This window comes from uncultured Thiodictyon sp. (assembly GCF_903946935.1).
Lineage (GTDB): Bacteria > Pseudomonadota > Gammaproteobacteria > Chromatiales > Chromatiaceae > Thiodictyon.
Genome location: NZ_CAJAXH010000144.1, coordinates 19712 through 40772, shown reverse-complemented (window position 1 = coordinate 40772; position 21061 = coordinate 19712). Strand labels below are relative to the sequence as shown.

The window sequence follows — 21061 nt, the reverse complement described above, 5'->3', positions numbered from 1 at the left end:
TTGACGCTCGCGATCGGTTACGAGGACAGGCGCAGGACGAAGCAAGGGCATCGAAAAAACCAGAGTAGATCACGAAGTTTGCATCTTACAACGCGCTCTTCAGAAACGGTATTAGGATTTTCATCCTGCGGTACTAGCCTGTACCTGGCCCGCCAGATGAAACAGGCGGACGCCGCCCCGGCGGTCGTGGTGCAGGCCGAAGCCGACCACGCGCAGGTGCAGGCGCGCCCGGCCGAAGCCCGCGAACTGGTGCGTGAGCTGGGATCCTCTATCACCCCTATGACCTGGAGCAGGGACAGGCACAGCCCATGGAGCGCATCGCACAACGCTTGGCCGACGTCTGGACGCGGCTGCAACAGCTGGCCGACGTGGTCGAGCTGCCAACGCGCGCCTGACCAGCCAGTTCATTGCCACTATTACCTTTTTCTTCGCAACTGTCGAGGCCAAGGTCGAGGCGCTGAATCTGCCGCCCGCCCTGGACCTCGCCCTGCTCACGCAGTTGATTCCGGCGCTCTACCTGGAGCGCGTCGCCGCGCGTAGCACCCACGCCGAAGCGCGCCGCCGGCTGCGCGCCTTGAGCCGCCAGCTGCTCGAACCGCTACGCCAACCCGATCATCCGCTGCAAACCCTTACGGCGGACGAACTCGCGCGCCTCGCATAGGTCGCTGGCGACTGCGCGGACCTGTTCCAGCGCAGCAGTTCCAGCGTGGAGGGGCGCAACGGCCAAATGTCCCTGCATCATCATGGCCGGCATCGCTTGAGCGACCGTAAGCTCGCGGCACTGGGCGCCGTGCATAATTTCCATATCCGCCGGGCCGAATGGTAACACCGCCGCCGAACGCTTCTTCGGCCGTGCCCACGAAACGCTGTTCGCGCGGGTACTCCAGCGGATGCCGTTGCCCCGGCGCCAGCGCGCCGAAGACCGCGTCCGCCCAAGCTGCCCCCGCTGGTGACGGCGTAGCGGGGGTGGCCGGAAAGATGCAACGCGCGATGCCTCCCTTTGGCGGCAATGCGCTCCCCCTTGCGTCGCTCCAGCGTCTCGTCCACCGCAAACAGCAGGGGGGCAGGCGGGCGGCACCAATACGATCTACAATCGCCGTCGGCAGCGGAGGCAAAGGGGGTACGTCTGGTGTTTACCGTGAAAGATTGGGGGGCCGCGGACCAAGCTCCGCCCTGGCCCTTAGCCGGATTCAGACGACACCGCCTGCCGCCAACTTTTATGGTGACTTTGCGCTACCGCGCCATCCGCTTGGCCCAGCCTGCGTAGGATCTCCCTTCAGGCTAAAATTGGCCAAAGTCGAGGTTTCGCTGACCTGTACAAATTTCGGAGAGCGCCTCCAGTCGCTCGCTGGCGGGTTTACTGGACCGCCGGATGCGGTTTCTCCCTCACCGCATCCTGGCTATACTCGTCTCATCTGAGATTTTCGCTCGGGACCCTAGCGTAACCTGCTGGCGCCAGTGTACCATCGTCCCGGCCTTGATCATAAATCCGCCCACCTGCAAGGCCCACCTGCACGAAAGTGCATACGCCGACTCCCCGGTCCTGCACTCCGACAACGGCGCGCCCGTGAAGGGTGCGACCCTGCAACGCCTGGGCGTCATTCGCTCCTTCAGTCGACCCGCGGTGAGCAACGATAACCCGCACTCCGAGCCCCTGTTCAGTACACGAAAAGGCCGCCCCAGCTTCCCGGGCCAACCCTTCGAGGGACTGGGGGAAACCCGCCGCTGGGCGCAGGGCTTCGAGCTATCCGATTACACACAGCTTTGAGTGTACGGTATAAACTACCGCCTCCATCGGGAGTTTTGTCTGGATCTGCGCAAACCCCTCGAAAATCCCCCCAGTGTAACCCCCCGCCCCTCTGGTACCCCCCTGGAAAAGCCGGAAACTTCAACTGCCTTGACACTTACCGAAAACCGCCCCAGCGCAAATGTCTCAGGTGATGCCGCAGCCTTGCTATTTTTTGGTCGAGCCGGTAATATTCAACCATAAAATGGTTGAAATCGCTGAGTTACGTACCTAATTGTCTTTACTGAAGTTTCCGGGTTCTGAAAACCGCCCAAGGCCAGGCACTTGGGGCCGGGAGTTTTCGCAGGGTTTGGCTGGATCTGGGCAAACCCCTCGAAAATCCACCCAGCGTAACCCCCGCCTTTCTGGTATCCCCCCTGGAAAAGCCGGAAACTTCAGTTGTCTTTAGTGCCCACTCGTATTTCGTTTTGGCAAACGCCGTCCATTCATTTCATCAGTACCAAGCAACGATGCTCTTTAGTACATGGCAATTCATTCTCGCGTTCTTACCGATCTCGTTCTTCGTCTATTTTTGGCTAAATGGCAGGAGAATGATTGTTGCTGGAAAGGTGTGGCTAGTAGCGGCCAGCTTGTATTTCTACGCTTATTGGGATGTTAGTTATGTGCCGCTGATCTTGGCGTCGATATTATTGAATTTTGCCATCGGCAGTGGTCTCGCGCAGGGGTACCGGGAAATTCTGCGGCCGCTGCCTGTGCGCCATCATGATTTGAACAGAAAAGTAGTATTGGCGACAGGCATCTTGGCAAATCTCGTGCTTCTTGGGTATTACAAGTATACCGATTTTTTGATTACGAATATCAATGTACTATTCGGGGCTGGTTACCCTCTTCATCACATCGTATTGCCGCTTGCGATCAGTTTTTTTACCTTCACCCAGATCGCTTATCTGGTCGACAGCTATCGTGGGGAAACGGCGGAATATGATTTGCTGAACTATTCTCTGTTCGTAACATTTTTTCCACATTTGATAGCCGGCCCGATTGTTCATCACCGTGACATCATGTCGCAGTTCGGGTCACGCTGGACGTTAGCGCTACGTTATTCGAATATCCTAAAAGGTCTGTTTATCTTCGCTATTGGGCTATTCAAGAAAGTTGTCATCGCCGATACCTTTGCAGTATGGGCAAGCGCGGGATTTGACGGCGGGCAACCCCTCGGTTTTTTTGCTGCCTGGGCTACCAGTGTTTCATATACCTTTCAGTTATACTTTGACTTTAGCGGCTACTGCGACATGGCGATCGGTGCATCGCTGCTCTTCAATATTTGGCTGCCAATCAATTTTAACTCTCCCTATAAAGCGCGAAATATTCAGGATTTTTGGCGTCGTTGGCATATCACGCTGAGCAAATTCCTCCGTGATTACCTCTATATCCCATTGGGTGGTAATCGTTCATCTGTATTTCGTACATACCTTAATCTTATCGCCACTTTTGTCCTTGGCGGCCTCTGGCATGGTGCGACCTGGATGTTCGTGATCTGGGGTGCTCTACATGGTACCGCGCTTGTGGTGCACCGCCTTTGGCAGCGGTTTGGGCGTCCAATGCCGCTGCTGCTGGCCTGGACTATGACGTTTGTGTTCGTGAATGTTGCGTGGGTGTTCTTTCGTGCCAAGACTATGACCGATGCAATGCGAGTGTTGCATGGCATGGTCGACATCCGTGGCGCTCTAGGACAGACCGTAGCTGAGACTCCCACTGCCGGGCTGGCTTGGGGTGGATGGATGTCGGACACGTTGCTGCGTTTCCTGCCGGCCAGCCTCGTGCCGCATACAATCACTTACCTTGCAATCATTGCCGCATTCGTGGTCTTGCGTCAGAAGAATTCACTTGAAATGTCGCAAGGGGACCTTGGTATGGGCAAGGTATTGTTCGGAAGCCTGCTGTTCAGTATGGCGATGTATTTCACCCTTTCGGAAACGAGTTCCGTATTCCTTTACTTTAATTTCTGAGTCTGTTTATCTTGAAAAGACGCGTCTTCATTATGCTGTCGGTGGTTCTATGCTGCCTGACTCTTGTGCCGATCGCCAATGTGTTGTCGACTCAGGGATTGGATGGAAAACATTGGTGGAAAAGACAGTTTCTTTACAACATGGACTTTATGTCGCGGTGGCTGAGTCGGGCTCTTTATCCGATAGGTATCAGCACCGACCCGGAGCAGGTCGTCGTCGGTCGCGAGGGCTGGCTCTACTTGGGGGATCAGTATGAGGAATCACGCACGGTGACTCGGCGTGGTCAGACACCTGCGGAGGTGGACGCGGGCCAGCGAATTGGGGCGGCCACTTTGGCATGGGAACGCTGGTTGGCGGGCAAGGGGGTCCGGCTGTTTCGAGTAATGATCGCACCGAATAAGGAGACGATTTATCCAGAGTATTTGCCCGCCTGGGCCAAGCCTTCACTGGCTAGGCCAACGGCCACTGATGCTTTGCTTGCCGGGACGGGAACAGAGCGCTGGATCGATCTACGCCCCGCATTGCTATCCGCTAAGACGTCCAACCGGGACGAACTTTATTATCATGTGGATCATCACTGGAATTCGCTAGCGGCAGCGATTGCCTTCCGGGCCTTTGCGCGGGAAGTGGGGCGTTCATTGCCAGAGCTTCGCTGGCCCACCGACTCGGCTATTGAGGTAAAAGGGTTTGCGCAACGTAAAGGTGGCGACCTTGCGAATTTTCTGCGAATGGCAGACTATCTGCAGGATTTAGAGCCTTCCGTGGTCGCGCCAGAGTTGGCGATTGAGACTACGCAATCTGATTTTGATAGCGGAGTAATTATCAGCAGAGGCGGAAATCCCCCAGTTGGTTCACCGGATAAACCACTCTTGGTCTCCTCGGTGGGTGCCCTCAACAATAATCGAGTGCTGTGGCTACGCGACTCATTTGGGGTCTCGCTTTCACCTATGATGGCAGCCACGTTTTCGGAAACTCTTCAACTCCATTGGTTGGCGGCGTTGAAGCCCGGCGGGCGGTTCGCTGAGTTGGTCGAAAAATGGAAACCCGACTACGTGTTTGTTACCGTCGTAGAGCGTTTATCGAGATATAAGTTTTTTGCTGCCTATCCGCCGGTAAGCGTCATTGAGCAACGGCCAGGCTTCACGCTTGTCCGCACGACGATACCCGTAGAGTTGCATGGTGTTAGCCACGGAAGCGCGCCTGGTGAATACCGATCGACGGGACCGGATCCATTTGTCGTGTACGAGCTTGCTGCCCCAATCTTAGCGCGGGAGGCATCTTTTCTGAGCGTTGGTCTGAGTTGCGGTGACAATGCAGGTAAGGTGCCGATACAGTTGTTTTGGCTAAGCGACGAAAAGCCCTATTTCGACGAGGAACGCAGCGTCAAATTTGTCCTTGATCCTGGGGTGCGTCTGATTGATTTGCATACGATACCGGGATGGACTGAGAAGGGGAGTGTTCGCCGTCTGCGATTAGATATTGACTCAACTAATGTATGCTTGGACTTCAACCTAAGTGATCCAACTCTCGTGGAGATGCGGTGAGTAGGTAAGGCGTGGAAGCAATTGGGGCTGAGTTTGCGCTTACGCCAAGTTTACAGTGAGTCAGGCTCGGAAATCGATAGTGAGCCAGATATAATTCTGACCGGATCTCGCGTGGTTCATGGGGCCTTCCATCCAACTTATGCTGTCATTACACCGGGCCTCATGCCCATGATCTCTACTGCCGACACGGATCCGTCTTCATGATTGCATAGTGCCAGCCACCCCGCCCCGGAGTGCCCGCGCCACACCCCATCAAATGAGTTTCGCCGACGCCGAGTACCTGGCCAAGCGCAACCGTACGCGCCGGTCGCTTCCTGGCGGAGATGGAGCGGGTGGGCATGGGCACTGCTGCTGACGATGCAGGCCCCCCAACTACTATCCCAACTCCGGCCGGAGCGCCAGGCGACCGCCACACATGAGTGGCGACGGCGATTCCGGGCTGGTGCACACCGTCACCTGGACCGTAGCGAAAGTCGCTTACGTCACCGAGACGGCGCGAACCTGCCGCACGGCAGGAAGCAGGAGCGCTATGCCGATGCCGGCTACGTCGGTGCGGACAAGCGCGACGAACTCTGGCACGGCGACGTGACCTGTTACATAGGCGGGAAGCGCAGCAATCATCAAAAAAAGCCGATAAATCAGCCTAATTTATCAAAAAAATCGCTCGCGGACGAGGATGCGGCTGAAAGAGTGGCACTAATCAGCGGTTCCCTAGACCCTCTGGTTAGCCGGGGCGCTTACTCGGATACATAGTATCTACAACGTCAGACACGTCTATATCCCATTTCAATAAGTCACTGCGATAGTCACCTATCTTCTCGGCAATCAATGCAACCCCTTGATTCATTGTCTCGAAACAATTACCTCGTGTTGCAGCGTCATCGACGAGTGAGTAAGTCTTGCAAGGCAACCCCTCGGTAAGAGAGACTATCCTAAATCCGGTGTACTTGTTGAATAGCGCGTGAAAGCCGTTGCGCGGAAAACGCCAGAAATCCCAAGGCAGTTCGTGTGCTGGCCATACGGGATGAGTTGACAAAAACACATATCCTCCTACCTTCACTACCTTATTGATTTCCAGAACGACCTTCCAAGGAAACAAAAGGTGTTCAAATACTGATATTGAATAAACGAAATCAAAATGCCCCAAGGGAAATCGATCGGATATCTTATGGGCATCACCAACGACATCTACACCATTCCCGGCAAATATATCGAAGCCAATATATTCGGCGCAATGAGGGAAAAGGTTCTTTCGCGTAATGCCAGTGACATCTCTTGACCCTATTTCCAAAATTGATGGGGAGGGTACGCCTTTGGTTAGAGAAATAAATTCATTCAAAGCCGCGTGATATGGATCATCGGCGCCACGCCTAATAAATGGGTAATGCAAGCCATCTATGATTCTAAAATAAAGTCTTTCTGCGTAAAATTTCATTTTTGCGTTCATGTGTTCTCCGCTACCTAGTTGCCAAAATCGATTTTGCTCAGGAACTCCCCGGAGTCCGTCTGCCGTTAACTTCAAACGCGACCGCGTAAGCGGGCGACTATGCGTCGCATGGGTAGCAGTGTCGACAGCAGGGAATGTACCGGACGTAAGCTCTCGTGCAACCTGCCGAGGTCAGCCTCGATTTGGTTGAGTCGTGCGGCGGTCGCAGCAACAACGGATGCACTGCTGTCGGGCACGGTACCAACACTATCCGATGCGACTGCATCGGCATCGGATGCGATCGGGTCTTCGAGTTGCCAATTGGCCTGTTCCCGTAACTCGCGCGCAATTCCTTTGAGAAGTTCGATCCGTCGAGCATCACGCTCTTTCAGGCTGGCGAATCGCTGGCGTCCACGACGCAGATGTAGCGAAAATTCAGCGTTTGGCTGCTCTGCTATCCAATCGATCCGCCAATCCGCCGCTCCAACCTCGCCGAGCTCGAGGATCAGCAGTTCGAAGCTCGACGGGGTGAACTGCCACGCGTGGCTGTCGACATAGGGGGCGTCGGGAGCGTCACTCCAGGCGTCAAAGGCCAACTTCGCATCTTCCAGTCGCACGTAGAAGCGGACATCGGACAACTTAGCCCGCCCCCAGCAGTCGACACCACGGTTAGAGGCAGAGTAGGCTGCATGGTCAAACAGTTTATCGGGAGAATGTCGCACCAAACGAGTGCGATGCGCCGCCAACATCTGTCCAGTGGTGCTGACTGGCTTGAAGAGATCGAAGCACCAGCGTTTATCGGGGATGGCAAGGACCACAACACCTTGCTGTGGATCCAGCAGCCTTGAGGCCGAGTCGAGAAAGCCGATGACGTCGGGTACGTGTTCGATGACATGGCTGGCGATGAGTGCGTGGTAGCCGCCTTGCTCTTCGGCGGGGAATGCATCATGCAACGTCCCTCCGCACCAGATGACATCCACTTCTTGGATAAGTTCTGGATCGACGTGCTCATGCCCCATATATTTCGCAAGCAGTTCTTCACGCGGCGCGTGATCGACCACAGTCGTTGCCCAACCCTCCGCTTTTGGGGCAATTGGCGCGTGCAGCGGCCCAATTTCAATAATTCGATCGGTCTTGGTTAGCCCGCATAGAAGTTGCTCGCTCCGGTCGCTCATTTCTCTACCCTCCGTCCGACGAATTCAAACCCTGCGGCAATCGCGTCTTGGGTTGATTGGGACAAACTGTGGAAACTGTCCCAGACCTGACCGCTGCGTTGCCCTGCGTCGCGCCAAGCGGCGACCAGAGCGCCAATCGGCGTCGACTGGAAGCCATCCGCAGCGATGGGGGAAATATCCAGTCGCAAGGCGGATTCGCACTCCGACGCCAGCCAGGCGATGGCATACACTGGATTGAAGTTCTCGGAGACATGGATCTGCTCGACTGCGAAATCTGCAAACCAATGTAGCAGCCCGTGCTTCGTACAGTTGTAGAAATGCCAGGGAGTCTCGTGTGCGGGCTGCAAGAACGCCGTCTGAATCAGCACCCACCCGCCCGGCTTCAGTAATCGGTGGATCTCTGCGGCGGCACGTTGCGGTTCCGCATAGTGCTCAAAGGCATTCAGTGCGAGGATTCCGTCGAAGACTTGGTCGGCGAAGGGCAGATGGTGGGCGTCGGCCACCAAGTCGGTATGGCGAAAGATCGCCGCCTCCACCTCGATCACGTTCGGCAGTCGCTCCGCTGTGCCGCCGGCCGAGAGATTCAGCACTAAGCCATCGGTCGCCCGAATACGGTCGACAACATGCGGGGGTAGCGGGTTACTGATGTGGTCTGCGGGATGAACGCTTGGGGCCTCAACTCCAGGGAAAAGAATTGGCCGACCAGCGAGTACGGGCCAATGCCTCGCCCCGTCTGCCGTGCGCAATCCGCCGTTTTCTGCGAATTCCAGCGGCTGGCTGGTTTCCGGGCAACGTAGCAACTCCAGCAGAGAAGCAAGGCGTGCGCCGTCGTTGGGGTTCGCGGGGACGGCACGCGACTCGTGCGATGCGGGCCGGTTGATGATACCGACCCATGGGTGGCGCTGCTCAAAGTCCTCAATCAAGCGACGCTTGTTGTCCCGTGAATCGGTGGTCGTGCGCAACATTGATGCCCCATGTACCCGGTACTCCGCGAGCGGGTCACCACCGACGGCCTCGCCGGTTAGACCATGTTCGGCGAGTCGGCACCAGAAATCGTAGTCCTCCCATCCGTAGCGGACGTTGTCGTAGCCGCCGATCAGCGTCCAGGCCGCCTTGGAGACCAAGGCCATGGCGTCGATGAAATTCGCCGCGATGAGGCGCAACGGATCGAAGGAAGCGACGCCCATGGTGTCCTGCGCAGCGCCGAACTGACGAATCACTGGATAGGCGTAGGCCGCACGGGCGGTGCGGATTGTTGCTAAACAGCGCGTGAGACAGTCCGGCAGGAGTCGGTTATCGGCATCAAGCGGCAAGACGAAGGGGGTGTCCGCTACGTCGAAGCCAAGGTTGCGCGTCGGTCCGAGGCCGGCGTTCGATAAATTTCGCAGCACCAGCAGGCGGTTAAAGCGCGCCGAATTGATCTCAGCCCAGCGACAGGCGACGCCCAGACCGTCATCGCTCGAGGCGTCGTCGATCACGATCAGATCAAGGTCGCGCAGGGTCTGCTGCGCGACGGAGTCGAGCGCAGTTTCGACGTAATGTGCATAGTTGTGCAACGGAACGATGACGGTGGCCTCCGCGTGGCCCAGCCGGTCGCTCCTGAAAACGGTTTCGTATTCTGGCAGTGACAAGAGCGGGGCCGGCTGCCGTGCGGCCTGAAGGTCGAGAGCGAAGGCGCGCGCCGCAGCGCGTCCGCCGCGGAGGTGGTCGAACATTGACGCCACCCGTTCTGCCCGTCGTTCCGGCCCGAAGGTCCATAGCGTATCGCGATATGCCGCCCGTGCCATGCGCGAGCGCAGGCCGGAATCGTCAAGCAACTGCGCCAAGGCCTCGCGCCACTCATTCACCGTACCGGCCAAAAAGCCGGTTTCTCCATGTCGCATGGCACGCCGGAAGGGTTCGGTCGGAGAGGCGATGGTGCAAACATCGCAGAGCGCTGCCTCAAAGAACTTCAGCTCACTCTTGGCTTCGCAGAACAGGTTGCCAACCTCAAGTGGGGCGAGATTGACGTCGAAACGTGCGACCTCCTCCGGCAGGCGATCGAGGGGCACGCGGTCGCGCCATTCGATCTGGTCATCAAGGCCCAACAGCTCGGGAAACTCCTTTATGTCGAGGAGCGGCCGGTGCCACTCGTTATCCCAAAACAGCACAAGCCGCGCGTGCGGGCGCAAGCGCAGCGCTTCCGCAACCGCAGGGGCGCAGAGTGCGAAATCGTGTTGATGGGTGGCCGATCCACTGGCATAGCCGATTCGCAGGAGGCCATCGCTCGGGGCGGCAGCGCGCCTACGGGCGGCCAGCCTGGCAATCGTCAGGGTCGCCTCGTCGAAGCCGTTCGGCAGGACGAGGGTCGGGATATTGACTCGACGTATGTGCGCTGCGAGTCCCTCCGTGGTTACCGTGCATAAATCAGCTTCCATCATGGTCCGTCGCATCAGAACAAACAATTCGCGTACCTGCTCTTCCGCAAAGTTCTGGCTGCGGATGCCATCAACCACTTCACGGCGGGCCAGCTCGGGATCGATCAGCAGATCGTCCACATCAAAGACGATTCGTGCTCCGGCTTGGCGTGCCGTAGCGATCACAGCGGCGACTCGCTCCGACCAGGCGGCGCGCCAGATTACCACGACCTGCGCTGTCGCGATTTCGATCATCCGCTCTGCGCTGTCTTCAATACGAATCATTGTCACGTCGGCACCCACAGCGCTTGCCGACTCGGCATAGCGAACGACCCGGTAGTAGTGTCCCGGTGTATGTGCCTCACCACTGATGTATACAATGCGAAGGGCCGTCGACAGGCCGGTTGGGGCATCAGTCGCGGTCCCCGCAGGGGCTTCAAACGTGACCTCAGCAGGAGTCTCGCTCTGCGGTTCGATCAACGCACACGCCCCTGCGCTCTGTGGTTGACTGTGCATATTACGCATGTTACGCAGGTTCGCAATGTAGGCCGGTTCGCCACGTAGAATCCCGACCGCTGCGCGCAGCGGTCGAGTCATTCGCCAAGAGGTCGAACTGGCCATTGAGTCGCGTTCTGTTGCCCGTTGGGTGAGGCTGGCGATCTCCGCGCTCGACACGGAGAGCGACTGATTGAGTTCCGCGATTTCTTCCCAGCACTTGCGTAACCCCTGCTGCAGTACATTTATCTGTCTGTCGCGCTGCGCTAGCTGATGCTGAGGCTGGGCAATGGTTGCGTCGCGTTCTGCCAGCAGATGCTGAAGCTGGGCAATGGTTGCGTCGCGTTCTGCCAGCAGATGCTGAAGCTGGGCAATGGTTGCGTCGCGTTCTGCCAGCAGATGCTGAAGCTGGGCAATGGTTGCGTCGCGTTCTGCCAGCAGGCGGTGATTGGTATACTGCTGCTCTATCTCGGCTCCTCGGGCACTGAAATACTCGACCAGCAGCCGCCTGTCTAATGACTCCGGAGCAAGCCAATCCAGGTAAAAGCTATCGCTTCCTTGCGTGAGTTGCAGCACGCCCAGGCCATGGGAATGGACAAATTCGAGGCTGAGTGGGTAACTGCGAGCGAGTTCCTCCCAGAACCGCCAAATTCCGAATTCCCGCTCCTTGACGTTGGTATCATGAAACAGCACGACTGCAGAAGGCGTGAGCTTGGGAAGCCAACGCTCAAAGTCATTCTTGACTGCGTCGTAGGTATGGAGGCCATCAATATGCAAAAGGTCGATTGATCCATCCGAGAAATAGTCGACCGCCTCATCAAATTTCATTCGCAGCAAGCGTGAAATATCGGGATAATTTGTCTCGTTATGCTGATGAACATCGGTAAATACTGCCTCTCCGTAATGTCCGGCATGTTCATCACCCTCCCAAGTGTCTATCGCATAGCATTTTGTAGTTAAACCGGCGGCCTTTACGGCGCGGCAAAAATTGAAATAGGAAATACCATAATGTGTGCCAAGCTCAACGATGACCTTTGGCTTAAGTGACTCAACTAACCAGATCGCAAAGGGAACGTGGCCGTTCCATGTGCTGGGGCGGCCGAGTCGATCAGGTCTTACGATTGCCGCGCGGGCAAGTGTTGGGTATTCCATGGGGGTTAAGAGCCTCAGAATGTCTGTATCTGTGCAAGTCAAATTGCAGGAGTCAGTTCTATTTTCTTCATGGGAATGCCGATTAAGCCCTGGCAGACGCTGGTGGTGTGCGACTTGAAAGTCAGCGCGTCGTGTATCCATTGGTGTTGGATATGATCTTGCTGGCTACCTTCGGCCACCGCTATCGTCACGCTGAAATCTCCAACCGGCAAGACCGGCATGCGAAACGCAAAACGCGCTGTTATTTTCTCGCCGGGGCCAAGATTACACGGGGCGTTTCGATAGGTCAGATACGTGTTGTCGCCAAACAAGGGTTGACCCAGGCGGTCTTTCACGAGGAATCCGACAATCAGCGCAGGGATTGCTGTGAGTGCCACACATCGGATTTCCAGGATGACCTCTTCGCCACCGACCACCCAAGAATACGGCTTGCCCTCTGGATCAAGCAATGCGGCAGATGTGACGCGTATCTGACCTTTGCCGAACGCTGGTGCGTCGGGATCGAAACTGAATAGCTCGATATCGTTTCTGAACTGCGTCTGATTAAGGAAATCCAACCGCATGTCCCGGGGGCTCGGAGTGCTCTTGGGTTCCGTCGTCGCAACCGCCGCGGCGGTCAATTTACTTTCGCCCTGTTGCGACTCGTATATCGCCTCTAGGTATCTCGTTGCTGCATCCTTTGCCGAGCCGATAAACTTGATAATACCGCAGTCGATCCAGATGGCCTGTTGGCACAGGTTCTGCACGGCGGCCGTGTCGTGACTTACGAATATCACAGTACCATGCGCCATGAATGAGCGCAGGAACCGCATACATTTTTGGGCAAAGAATACGTCACCCACCGCCAATGCTTCATCGATGACCAGTATGTCTGCATCGACGTGGGCAATGACGGCAAATGCCAACCGGACGTACATTCCGCTGGAATAAGTCTTCACCGGCTGGTCAAGAAATGCGCCGATATCCGCGAAGGCGGCGATGGCCGCGATGCGTTCGTCGATCTCCTGCTGGCTCAAACCCAGCACGCTGCCGTTCAGATAGACATTTTCGCGCCCGGTGAACTCGGGATTGAAGCCGGCGCCGAGCTCCAGCAGCGCCGCGACGCGGCCGGTGGTCTCCACGGTCCCGGTCGTGGGGTTCAGGGTCCCGCAGAGGATCTGCAAGAGGGTCGACTTTCCCGAGCCGTTGCGACCGATGATGCCGACGGTCTCCCCCTTGCGTACCTCAAAGGATACGTCGCGCAGTGCCCAAAACTCGCGGTAGTAGTTAGGGGCTGATTTGCCTAGTAGGCCCCGTAAACGCGGCACCAGGGATTGCTTTAGCCGATCCTGCGGCCGGTCATATATTTGATAACACTTACCCAGGTTCTGGACGCGGATCACGATCGGTTCAGACGACATCGGCAAACCCCTTGCGTGTCTTTTGGAACCACCAAAATCCGGCCCACGCAGTCACCATGCTTACGGCGGTGTAAACGATCAAGCCGCCCCAGTTAGGCAGCCGTCCGAATAATAGCACGTTGCGCCCCTCCTCAATGATGAAAGTGAGTGGATTGAGATACAACACTAGCTGCATCCGATGCGGAAGCGAAGTGATTGGATAGAAAATTGGCGCCATGAACAACATCACGCTGGTAATAATGCCCATGGTTTGGGCGATGTCGCGTACGTAAACGCCGATCGCCGCAAGGAACCATGCGAAACCCATGGTCGTCAGTATCAATGGTGCGAGGATGACGGGGAATAGTATCAGGGTCCAGGGTAACTGATCCATAATTACGAGTTGCACGAGCAGTAGTACCGTAAGGCTGATCGCGGCATGGAACAGCGCCGACCCCATGGCGACCCAGGGTAATACTTCGAGCGGAAAGACAACGCGTTTGACATAGCTGACGTTAGTGAAAATAAGCAGCGGGGCGCGATTGGCAACCTCGGCGAAGAGCCCATGCACAATCAGCCCTACGAACAAAATAATGGCAAAACTCGCATGACTGGCACTCTCCGCCACTCCCCATCGGGTCTTGAACACCACGGAAAAGACGAAGGTGTACACGAGGAGCATGAGGATGGGATTGAAGAATGACCAAGCGACCCCGAGAAGAGAGCCGCGATAGCGTCCTATGACTTCACGGCGGACCAGTTGGTTGATCAGGCTACGGTTGCGCCAAAGACTCAAAACTAAAGCACGACCGGTCGCAGGGTGTTCCTGGTGAGGATTCATTGACGTCAGGGCTCGCTTGGGGAACGCGCGGACCATAATCGTCTTCACGCGTTAGAAGCTCAGTAGTGTAAACGGTAGCCTGCGGAAGAGTCATTTTTTTTTGATGGTGGAACGCTTGCCTGCAGATGCGTCGCGCTCGACTTGGCGGCCATCAGCGGCGACGTAACGTCTACCGGAATATACACGTTCGGTGCCTCTTGTTCCCGGCTACGCGGGGTCAGGTGACCGGTGCGGCTCTGCTGCGGCGCGCTCGTCCGACCGTCTGGCCGATCCGACTCAGGCCGTGTCAACCGCGGTTGCGTGGTCGGCGGCCCGGCGCAGCCACAGTTCCAGGATCAGCAAGGGCCAGACCTGATAGACCGAGAAGCCGCCGGGGCGCGCCTGATGCTCCACCAACCCCTTGAGCGGCGCCGCATCAAGCAGCCCGCCGAGTTGGCTGGACGGTGCCAGCAGCAGGTCGCGGGCGAGCGCGAGCGTGGCCTCCTGGGACCAGGCGCTGGAAGGTAGTCCGAATCCCATCTTGCGCCGCTTCATCCAGTCCGCCGGCAGGTAGCGGATGGCGAGCTGTTTGAGGATGCGCTTGGTTTCGGCGGGCGGCTGCCAGAGGGCTGACAGGGGCATCCCCTGCGCCAGTTCGGCCAGGTCCCGGTCGAGCAGGGGGCAGCGGACCTCCAGCGAGACCTGCATGCTCATCCGGTCGACCTTGGGCAAGACCGCCCCGGGCAGGTAGGTCTCGGCGTCGAGTGCGCGCATCCGGTGCATCAGGGGCTGCGCGGGATCATTGAGCGCGGTGCGCCACTGCGCCAGTGACTGCACGACGGCGGCGGGCAGCCCGCCGGTGAGCGAACCGACCTGTTCGGGCTGAAAGGTCAGCCAGCGTGGCGACAGATAACCGTCCGCCGGGGTGTAGCCGCGCCGGTTGCGCAGGGTACGCACCAGGCGCTGGAGGTGGCTGCCCTGCTCCATGATGGTGTCGCGATAGCGTCCGTAGCCGCCGAAGAGCTCATCGCCGCCGTCCCCGGAGAGGGCCACCGTGACGTGTTCGCGGGTATAGCGCGAGAGCAGGTAGGTCGGCAGGCAGGAGGAGTCCCCATTGGGTTCGTCCAGCCGGTCGGCGATCTCATGGACGAGTTGCAGTGCATCGGGCTCCAGGATCGCCTCGTGGTGATCGGTGCCGAGGTGCTGCGCGACCTCGCGGGCATACTCGTGTTCGGTCTCCGTGGTCCCGCCAAAGCCGATGGAGAAGGTGCTCAAGGGGCGACCCAGTTCTTGCGTCACCATGGCGACGACCAGCGCCGAGTCCACCCCGCCGGAGAGGAAGGCGCCGAGCGGCACGTCGCTCATCAGGCGTTTGCGCACCGCCTCGCGCACGCGCAGACGTAACTCCTCCTCGCGCTCGGCGAACGAGGGGCCGCCGCGGCCCGGCGGCTCAATGGGCGTGAAGCGGAAGTAGCGTTGCGGCTCATGGACACGGATCGTGTCGGTGTCGGTCGTCACCACCAGGGTGGAGCCGGGCAGCAGCTTGCGGACCGAGCGGTAGATGCTGACGGGCGCCGGCACATACTGGAGCAGCAGGTAATAGGCCAGTGCATCCTGGTCGATGGTGGCGTCGAATCCCGGGACCCGCGTCAGCGCCTGCAGCTCTGAGGCGAAGGCGAACCAGCCTGGCCCCTGGGCGTAGTACAGTGGCTTTTTGCCGAAGGGGTCCCGGGCCAGGAGCAGGCGGCGGGTCGCGCGGTGCCAGACACCGAAGGCAAACATCCCGTCCAACTGCTTGACCTGGTCGGGATCGAATGACTCGAAGAGGTGCGGGATGACCTCGGTATCGGTGTGCGAGTGGAATTGGTGGCCGCCGGCGATGAGGTCGTCGCGCAGCCCCTGGAAGTTGTAGATTTCACCGTTGAAGGTGACCTGCACCGAGCCGTCGGCGTTGCCCATCGGCTGACGGCCGTCCGCGGAGAGGTCGATGATGGACAGACGGCGATGTGCCAGGGCGCAGCGGCCGTCCGGATCGACCCAGACCCCGGCGGCGTCAGGCCCGCGGTGGACCATGGTGTCGCGCATCGCGGTGACGATGCGTGCCAAACCATCGGGTCCGAACCCGCCGCCAAGATCGATCAGGCCAGCGATACCACACATAATATTGAAGATACTCCTTAAGTCTTGGCGCGACGAGGGCGACCGTTACCGCATCGCTGGTCGCAGACGATAGATGCAGCAGGCGCTCCCCAGCCAGGGCGCCAGGCGCTGGCGCCGCGGCAGGTCCCAACGTGCCCCGAAAACCATATAGCCGGTATAGAAGAGCCCCATGGGTTGCGCCGCCTCGACCACGAAACCCTGCCGGCGGAACTCGCGCACCCACCGGGTGCGACTGAAGGTCCAGAGTTCAGTGACGGCGTTACCGATCTCCCCATGGGGTTTTGGGGTAAAGGGCTCACGCACATCTCGCCCAACCTCGGCCCACACAATGTGCAGCCGGCTCACCTCGCCGCGGCGCCACCGCTGCGGCAGCAGTTCGTGCAGCCGGGGCCTGATCCTGGACCAGGCATCCGCGAAGGCGGCGAGCGAGGTCCAGAAGCGCCAACTCGTGGTGGGAAGGACGTGGACGCAATAGCCGGCGGGTTTGAGCACCCGTTTGATCTCCTGTTGGAGCGGGGCCAGGTCGGGTACGTGCTCCAGCACATTGGATGAGAACACCACGTCGAAACTCGCGTCGGCGCATGGCAGCGAGCGGCCGTCGTAGTCGATCACGGGATAGACCCGATCCGCACTGTACCTGGACTGAGGCAGGTCGATGGCCGTGACCTGGAAACCGCGCCTGGACAGCTCCTGGGCCTGCGCGCCAGTCCCGGCACCGATCTCCAGGATGTTAGCTCCCGGGGGGAATTGGGCGACGATCTGTTCGAGCTCGTGGGCGCGAAGGGTATGCAGGTGCTCGATGGAAAACATGCCTGGCCTCTGTTGCCATATCAGCGGTCGATCCCGGAACTGGCCGATCCAGCCGGATCCGGCAAGTCCGAATGCAGTCCGTAGAGCCCGAGGGTCTCATCGATCATACGTTGGAGGCCGAAGCGTGTGGCCACGAAGCGCGGGGCCTCGGTCCGTGCGCGCTCCCGCCAGGTCGGGTCCGCGAGCACCGCCAGCACGCGTTCGGCCAAGGCCGCCGGGGTCGGCTGTTCCACCAACCAGCCGGTGCGACCTTGGTCGAGTGCCTCGCGGGTCCCGCCCGCCTCCGTCGCGACCACCGGCACGCCCAGGAGTTGCGCCTCCAGCACGACGTTGGGCGTGCCCTCGAAGCTGGACGTGAGCACGAAGAGATCCATCGCACTCATGGCCAGTTGGGGCTCCTGGGTGGTGCCGGGCAGATGCAGGCGCTCGCCGAGGCCGCGGCGGTTCCCTAAGGCGCGGGCGCGGGCCTGGAGCGGGCCGGTGCCGAACACCACGAAGTGGGCCGCGGGGTGGCTGCGCGCGACCAGCGCGGCCATTTCGACCCACAGGAGCGGGCGCTTTTCGTCATACAAACGGAACACCGAACCGACCAGCGGGGCACCCTCCGGGACCCCCAGCGCGGCCCTGAACCGGCCGATCTCCGGGTCGCCTGGACGCCGAAACAGCGCCGCATCGATGCCGTTGCGTTTGACCGCGAAGCGCTCCCGCCCAACCCCGAGCCAGTCGGCATAATCGGCCGCCCCGGCCTCACTGTTGTTGATCAGAACCACCCCGGGCACACCGGCCAGACACCGGTAGGCATGGGCCATGTGGGGGCGGTAGTAGGTGAAATTGCTTGGTCTCATGTTGCGACTCGACAGGATAACCCGCGGTACGCCCGCGAGCACAGCCGCATACCCGGCCGCGAGGCTCGCCGAGTCTTGCCAAGCATGGACCACCTCCGGGCGCGTATCGAGGAACTCGGCCAGGAAGCGGCGCACTTCGGTTTGCATGTCGTCGGGAAACGCGGCGATGGTGGCCGCCAAGCCGACCAACTGTTGCTCCGAGAGTCCTTGCGCGAGACGACCCTCGGCCCACGCCGCCGCCCGGATGTCGCGGACGCTCACCGCCTCGCCCGCCAGCGCCGGCAAGAAAAAGCGATAATCGTCGCCGTCTTGCAGCCGCAGACAGCGCAAGGCGAGCGGTCGCTGCACGGCGCGCGTCAACCCTTTGAGCACATAGACAACCTGACGCTCCACACCGCCCCAGGCCAGGGCATTGTTGACCAATACCACGGGGCCCCCGACAAAGGCGGCGGGCGGCAACGCGGGGGGGACCGCACCCAGGGTCGGCCCTTGAGCGGCGGCCGCCGCAAACCGGCGTTCGGCATGGCGGTCGCGCACCGCTCGGTAGAACTGCCGCGGGCGTTGTAGCCACGCGCCCAGGTATTCGAGCCACGCCGGGGGCAGCACTCGGCGCCCGAGGGCGAACAGGACGCGCCACCCCTGACGCAGCGACCACGCGACGAGTGACCAAGCAAGCTTGGGCGCCTGACGCAGCCGGTAATCGAGTGCGCGCAGCCAGGCCACGCGCTCCCAGTCGCCGCTCGACCAGGGCGCGGCGACGAACCACAAGCGGCGGGTGCCGGCGCGGCGTAAGGCACGGCTCAACCGCAGTCGCGGACCGTCCTGCGCCGGTCCGACATAGATGAGGTCCGGGGGCAGCACCAAGTGCGGCGGCAACTGCCCGTCCGTTTGCTGCCCCACGCTGGCGAACGGCAGGACGGCGGCATCTGGCGTAGGCGCCGCGTCTGGAGTCAGGATGATGCCAATCCGCGGGTCGCCGCGCAGTTCCCGCAGCGTAGCGGGGGACGGTTGGGTATGAAACGCAACCGCGACCAAGCCGGCCTGGCCACCATCGGACTGGATACCGTCGAGGACCCTTTGGATACGTTTGAAATCTGCGCTACCGCGCATAACTCGGTGCGGGATGGGTGCGTCTAAAGACTCTGGCACGGACAACTCGATGTGATGGACGACGACCTTGCGAACTACTGAGCCAGTCGCGAATTCCCGCACATGATACCCTGAGTGAAAATTGAAGTACATCATGCCTCTGACCAGGGCGCGGCGGCGCTGCGGCGCTCCCTGCGCAGCGATCCCCCGCGTGGCTTATGGCCGGCCCGGACGGTTGCCCGAGGCCGCCGCGTCGGAGACGCGCGTGCCTCCCGCGGTCAAGCCGTAGCTGGCGATCGTGTCGGTCAGCATGCGCCCCATGGAAAAACGCGACCGCACGAACCCGGGAGCCGCTGCGGTCATCGCCGCCCGTCGCAGGGCATTGCCCAGCAAGCCGCACACCGCCGCAGCGAGCCTCGCGGCATCCCCGTCATCGACATAGAGTCCGGTGACCCCCGGGTGCAGTGCCTCCCGCGCTCCCCCGCCGCCGCAGACGACCACCGGCGTCCCGACCGCTTGGGCCTCCAGCGCCACGTTCGGCGTCCCCTCCCACTGCGAGGTGAGGAGCAACAGGTCGAACGCCGAGAGGGCCAAGGCACTATCGGGGGTCGGCGGGGCAAGTTTGACGCGTCCCCCAAGCCCGCGCTCGACGATGAATCGCTCCATGTCGGGTTGCCGGGGACCGGCGCCGAAGACCAGGAAGCAGGCGTCGGGAATGGACTTGGCCACCCGCGCGGCCGTCTCCAGCCATAGCAACGGGCGCTTCTCGTCCGAGAAACGGAACAGGCCACCCACCAGTGGTGCCTGGTCGGGGAGGCCATGACGCTGCCGCAAGGCGCGGGTCGCCGCGGGCGTCGCGCGCCGCAACCCGTCGAGATCGGCGCCGTTGTAGATCACGCGGATCTGGTGGGCCGGCAGCCCGAGCCAGGCGGCGTAGTCGTCCGCGCCACCGCGGCTGTTATTGATGAGCCGCACGCCCGGCTGTGCGACCAGGAGTCGATAGGCGGCGCGCATGAAGGGCTCATGGATGTACGGAAAGTGGATCGGGCTGACATTGCGCCCGGACAAAATGACACGTGGCACCCCGGCCGCCACGGCCGCGAGGCCGGCCCGGATGTTGCTGTAGTCCAGCCAGCAGTGCACCACCGCCGGGCGCAGATCCATAAAAAGGGTACATAAATCGACCACGTCTTGAATCAGCGCCGACGGGAGCCGCTTCAGGTGGCTCAGTGCAACCTCGCCGTCGGGGCTGGACCAGGGACCATGGGCTAGTTGCTCCCAGCCGAGCAGCCCATCGGCTGCGGCGGCAGTGTCCCTCACCACGACACCCCCAGCTTCGAGCCTGGCGAGGAAAAAATCGTTGCCTGGCGGGGTGTGCAGATTGGCTACCAGGACGGTCACGTCGGTCAGCCCCTGCGTGCGTAGCCCGAGTGCGGTGTTGACGATCTGGCGTTCGGCGCCCCCGGCCACCAAGGTCGGGCAGGCCAGGACGATGCGCGAGGCGACGGGTGTAAGGTGCGCCTTGGCGAGGAGGGGGGCGGCGGCCAGCCCGCCGCCGATATGCGCGGCATACAGCCAGTCCATGAAGGTACGGCACGGGCTGTGTCCCATTACCTGCACGCGCTCGCACGCACCCAGCGCCTTACCGAAGAGCTTATCGAGCGCCAGGACGGCGAGCAGTGAGCGCCGCCAGCGACTCACGTCCCAGTACACGATGGACAGGACGCCGCGCCGCAAGGCCGCCGCCATCATCGGCGCGGTCAGTGCGTTGCGGGTGCCCATAAACAGGATGCAACGCCCCAGGCGGCGCGGCAGACGCCAAGAGTAGGTGGTCGGCGTGAAGGCACCGACCGCCTCGGCCTGAACCGTCCCCGAGTCGCTCGGGGACAGCACCAAGCTGCTCAACTCGCCCTGTTCCAGCAACGCAAAGAGCGCGTGGGCGGCACCGATCTCCATGGTGAAGGGCACGGCGACGGTCGGCCTGCGCACGCCCCGAAGGCTGCACCAGGCCAGC

11 protein-coding genes and 2 pseudogenes are annotated in these 21061 nt (G+C 60.3%); 4 read left to right on the top strand and 9 right to left on the bottom strand.

Translation table 11 applies throughout. The features are described 5' to 3' along the window. The first annotated feature begins 499 nt into the window (after positions 1 to 499). The 4 genes and pseudogenes from QZX93_RS13015 to QZX93_RS13000 all read left to right on the top strand — a co-directional run bounded on the left by QZX93_RS13015 (position 500) and on the right by QZX93_RS13000 (position 5300). Positions 500 to 826: pseudogene (locus tag QZX93_RS13015) on the top strand (DUF6399 domain-containing protein). A 714-nt stretch (positions 827 to 1540) separates the two neighbouring features. After that, positions 1541 to 1690, top strand: a pseudogene (locus QZX93_RS13010) (IS3 family transposase); the annotation flags it as partial. A gap of 524 nt (positions 1691 to 2214) precedes the next feature. Next, positions 2215 to 3756 carry an MBOAT family protein gene (locus QZX93_RS13005; RefSeq protein WP_295394660.1) on the top strand — a complete coding sequence of 514 codons (1542 nt, stop codon included), beginning with the start codon at positions 2215 to 2217 and terminating at the stop codon, positions 3754 to 3756. Positions 3757 to 3767: 11 nt separating this feature from the next. Then, positions 3768 to 5300, top strand: a complete 1533-nt coding sequence (locus QZX93_RS13000) for a hypothetical protein (protein ID WP_295394657.1) — start codon at positions 3768 to 3770, stop codon at positions 5298 to 5300. Positions 5301 to 6024: 724 nt separating this feature from the next. On the opposite strand, the gene QZX93_RS12995 is transcribed toward QZX93_RS13000, so the two are convergent. From QZX93_RS12995 to QZX93_RS12955, 9 genes are all read right to left on the bottom strand, one after another. Continuing rightward, on the bottom strand, positions 6025 to 6747 hold the full coding sequence (locus QZX93_RS12995; RefSeq protein WP_295394654.1) for a class I SAM-dependent methyltransferase: 723 nt from the start codon (positions 6745 to 6747) through the stop codon (positions 6025 to 6027). Positions 6748 to 6818: 71 nt separating this feature from the next. Beyond that, positions 6819 to 7901 (bottom strand): methyltransferase domain-containing protein, encoded by a 1083-nt coding sequence (locus QZX93_RS12990; RefSeq protein ID WP_295394652.1) that lies wholly within the window; start codon positions 7899 to 7901, stop codon positions 6819 to 6821. Then, positions 7898 to 11944 carry a class I SAM-dependent methyltransferase gene (locus QZX93_RS12985; protein WP_295394650.1) on the bottom strand — a complete coding sequence of 1349 codons (4047 nt, stop codon included), beginning with the start codon at positions 11942 to 11944 and terminating at the stop codon, positions 7898 to 7900. The genes QZX93_RS12990 and QZX93_RS12985 overlap by 4 nt, the downstream gene beginning before the upstream one ends. A 38-nt stretch (positions 11945 to 11982) precedes the next feature. Beyond that, entirely contained in the window at positions 11983 to 13344 is a 1362-nt protein-coding gene (locus QZX93_RS12980; protein ID WP_295392830.1) for an ABC transporter ATP-binding protein, read from the bottom strand. Then, positions 13334 to 14212: an ABC transporter permease gene (locus tag QZX93_RS12975; RefSeq protein WP_295392831.1), complete on the bottom strand. Its 879-nt coding sequence runs from the start codon at positions 14210 to 14212 to the stop codon at positions 13334 to 13336. Before QZX93_RS12975 ends, QZX93_RS12980 begins: the two co-directional genes overlap by 11 nt. Positions 14213 to 14440: 228 nt before the next feature. Beyond that, entirely contained in the window at positions 14441 to 16303 is a 1863-nt protein-coding gene (gene asnB, locus QZX93_RS12970) for an asparagine synthase (glutamine-hydrolyzing) (RefSeq protein WP_295392832.1), read from the bottom strand. Between the two features lie 45 nt (positions 16304 to 16348). Beyond that, positions 16349 to 17113: a class I SAM-dependent methyltransferase gene (locus tag QZX93_RS12965; protein ID WP_295392833.1), complete on the bottom strand. Its 765-nt coding sequence runs from the start codon at positions 17111 to 17113 to the stop codon at positions 16349 to 16351. Positions 17114 to 17133: 20 nt separating this feature from the next. After that, complete coding sequence (locus QZX93_RS12960; RefSeq protein ID WP_295392834.1) at positions 17134 to 19068, bottom strand: glycosyltransferase; 1935 nt, start codon at positions 19066 to 19068, stop codon at positions 17134 to 17136. A 195-nt stretch (positions 19069 to 19263) separates the two neighbouring features. Then, positions 19264 to 21036 carry a glycosyltransferase gene (locus QZX93_RS12955; RefSeq protein ID WP_295392835.1) on the bottom strand — a complete coding sequence of 591 codons (1773 nt, stop codon included), beginning with the start codon at positions 21034 to 21036 and terminating at the stop codon, positions 19264 to 19266. Positions 21037 to 21061 lie beyond the last annotated feature (25 nt).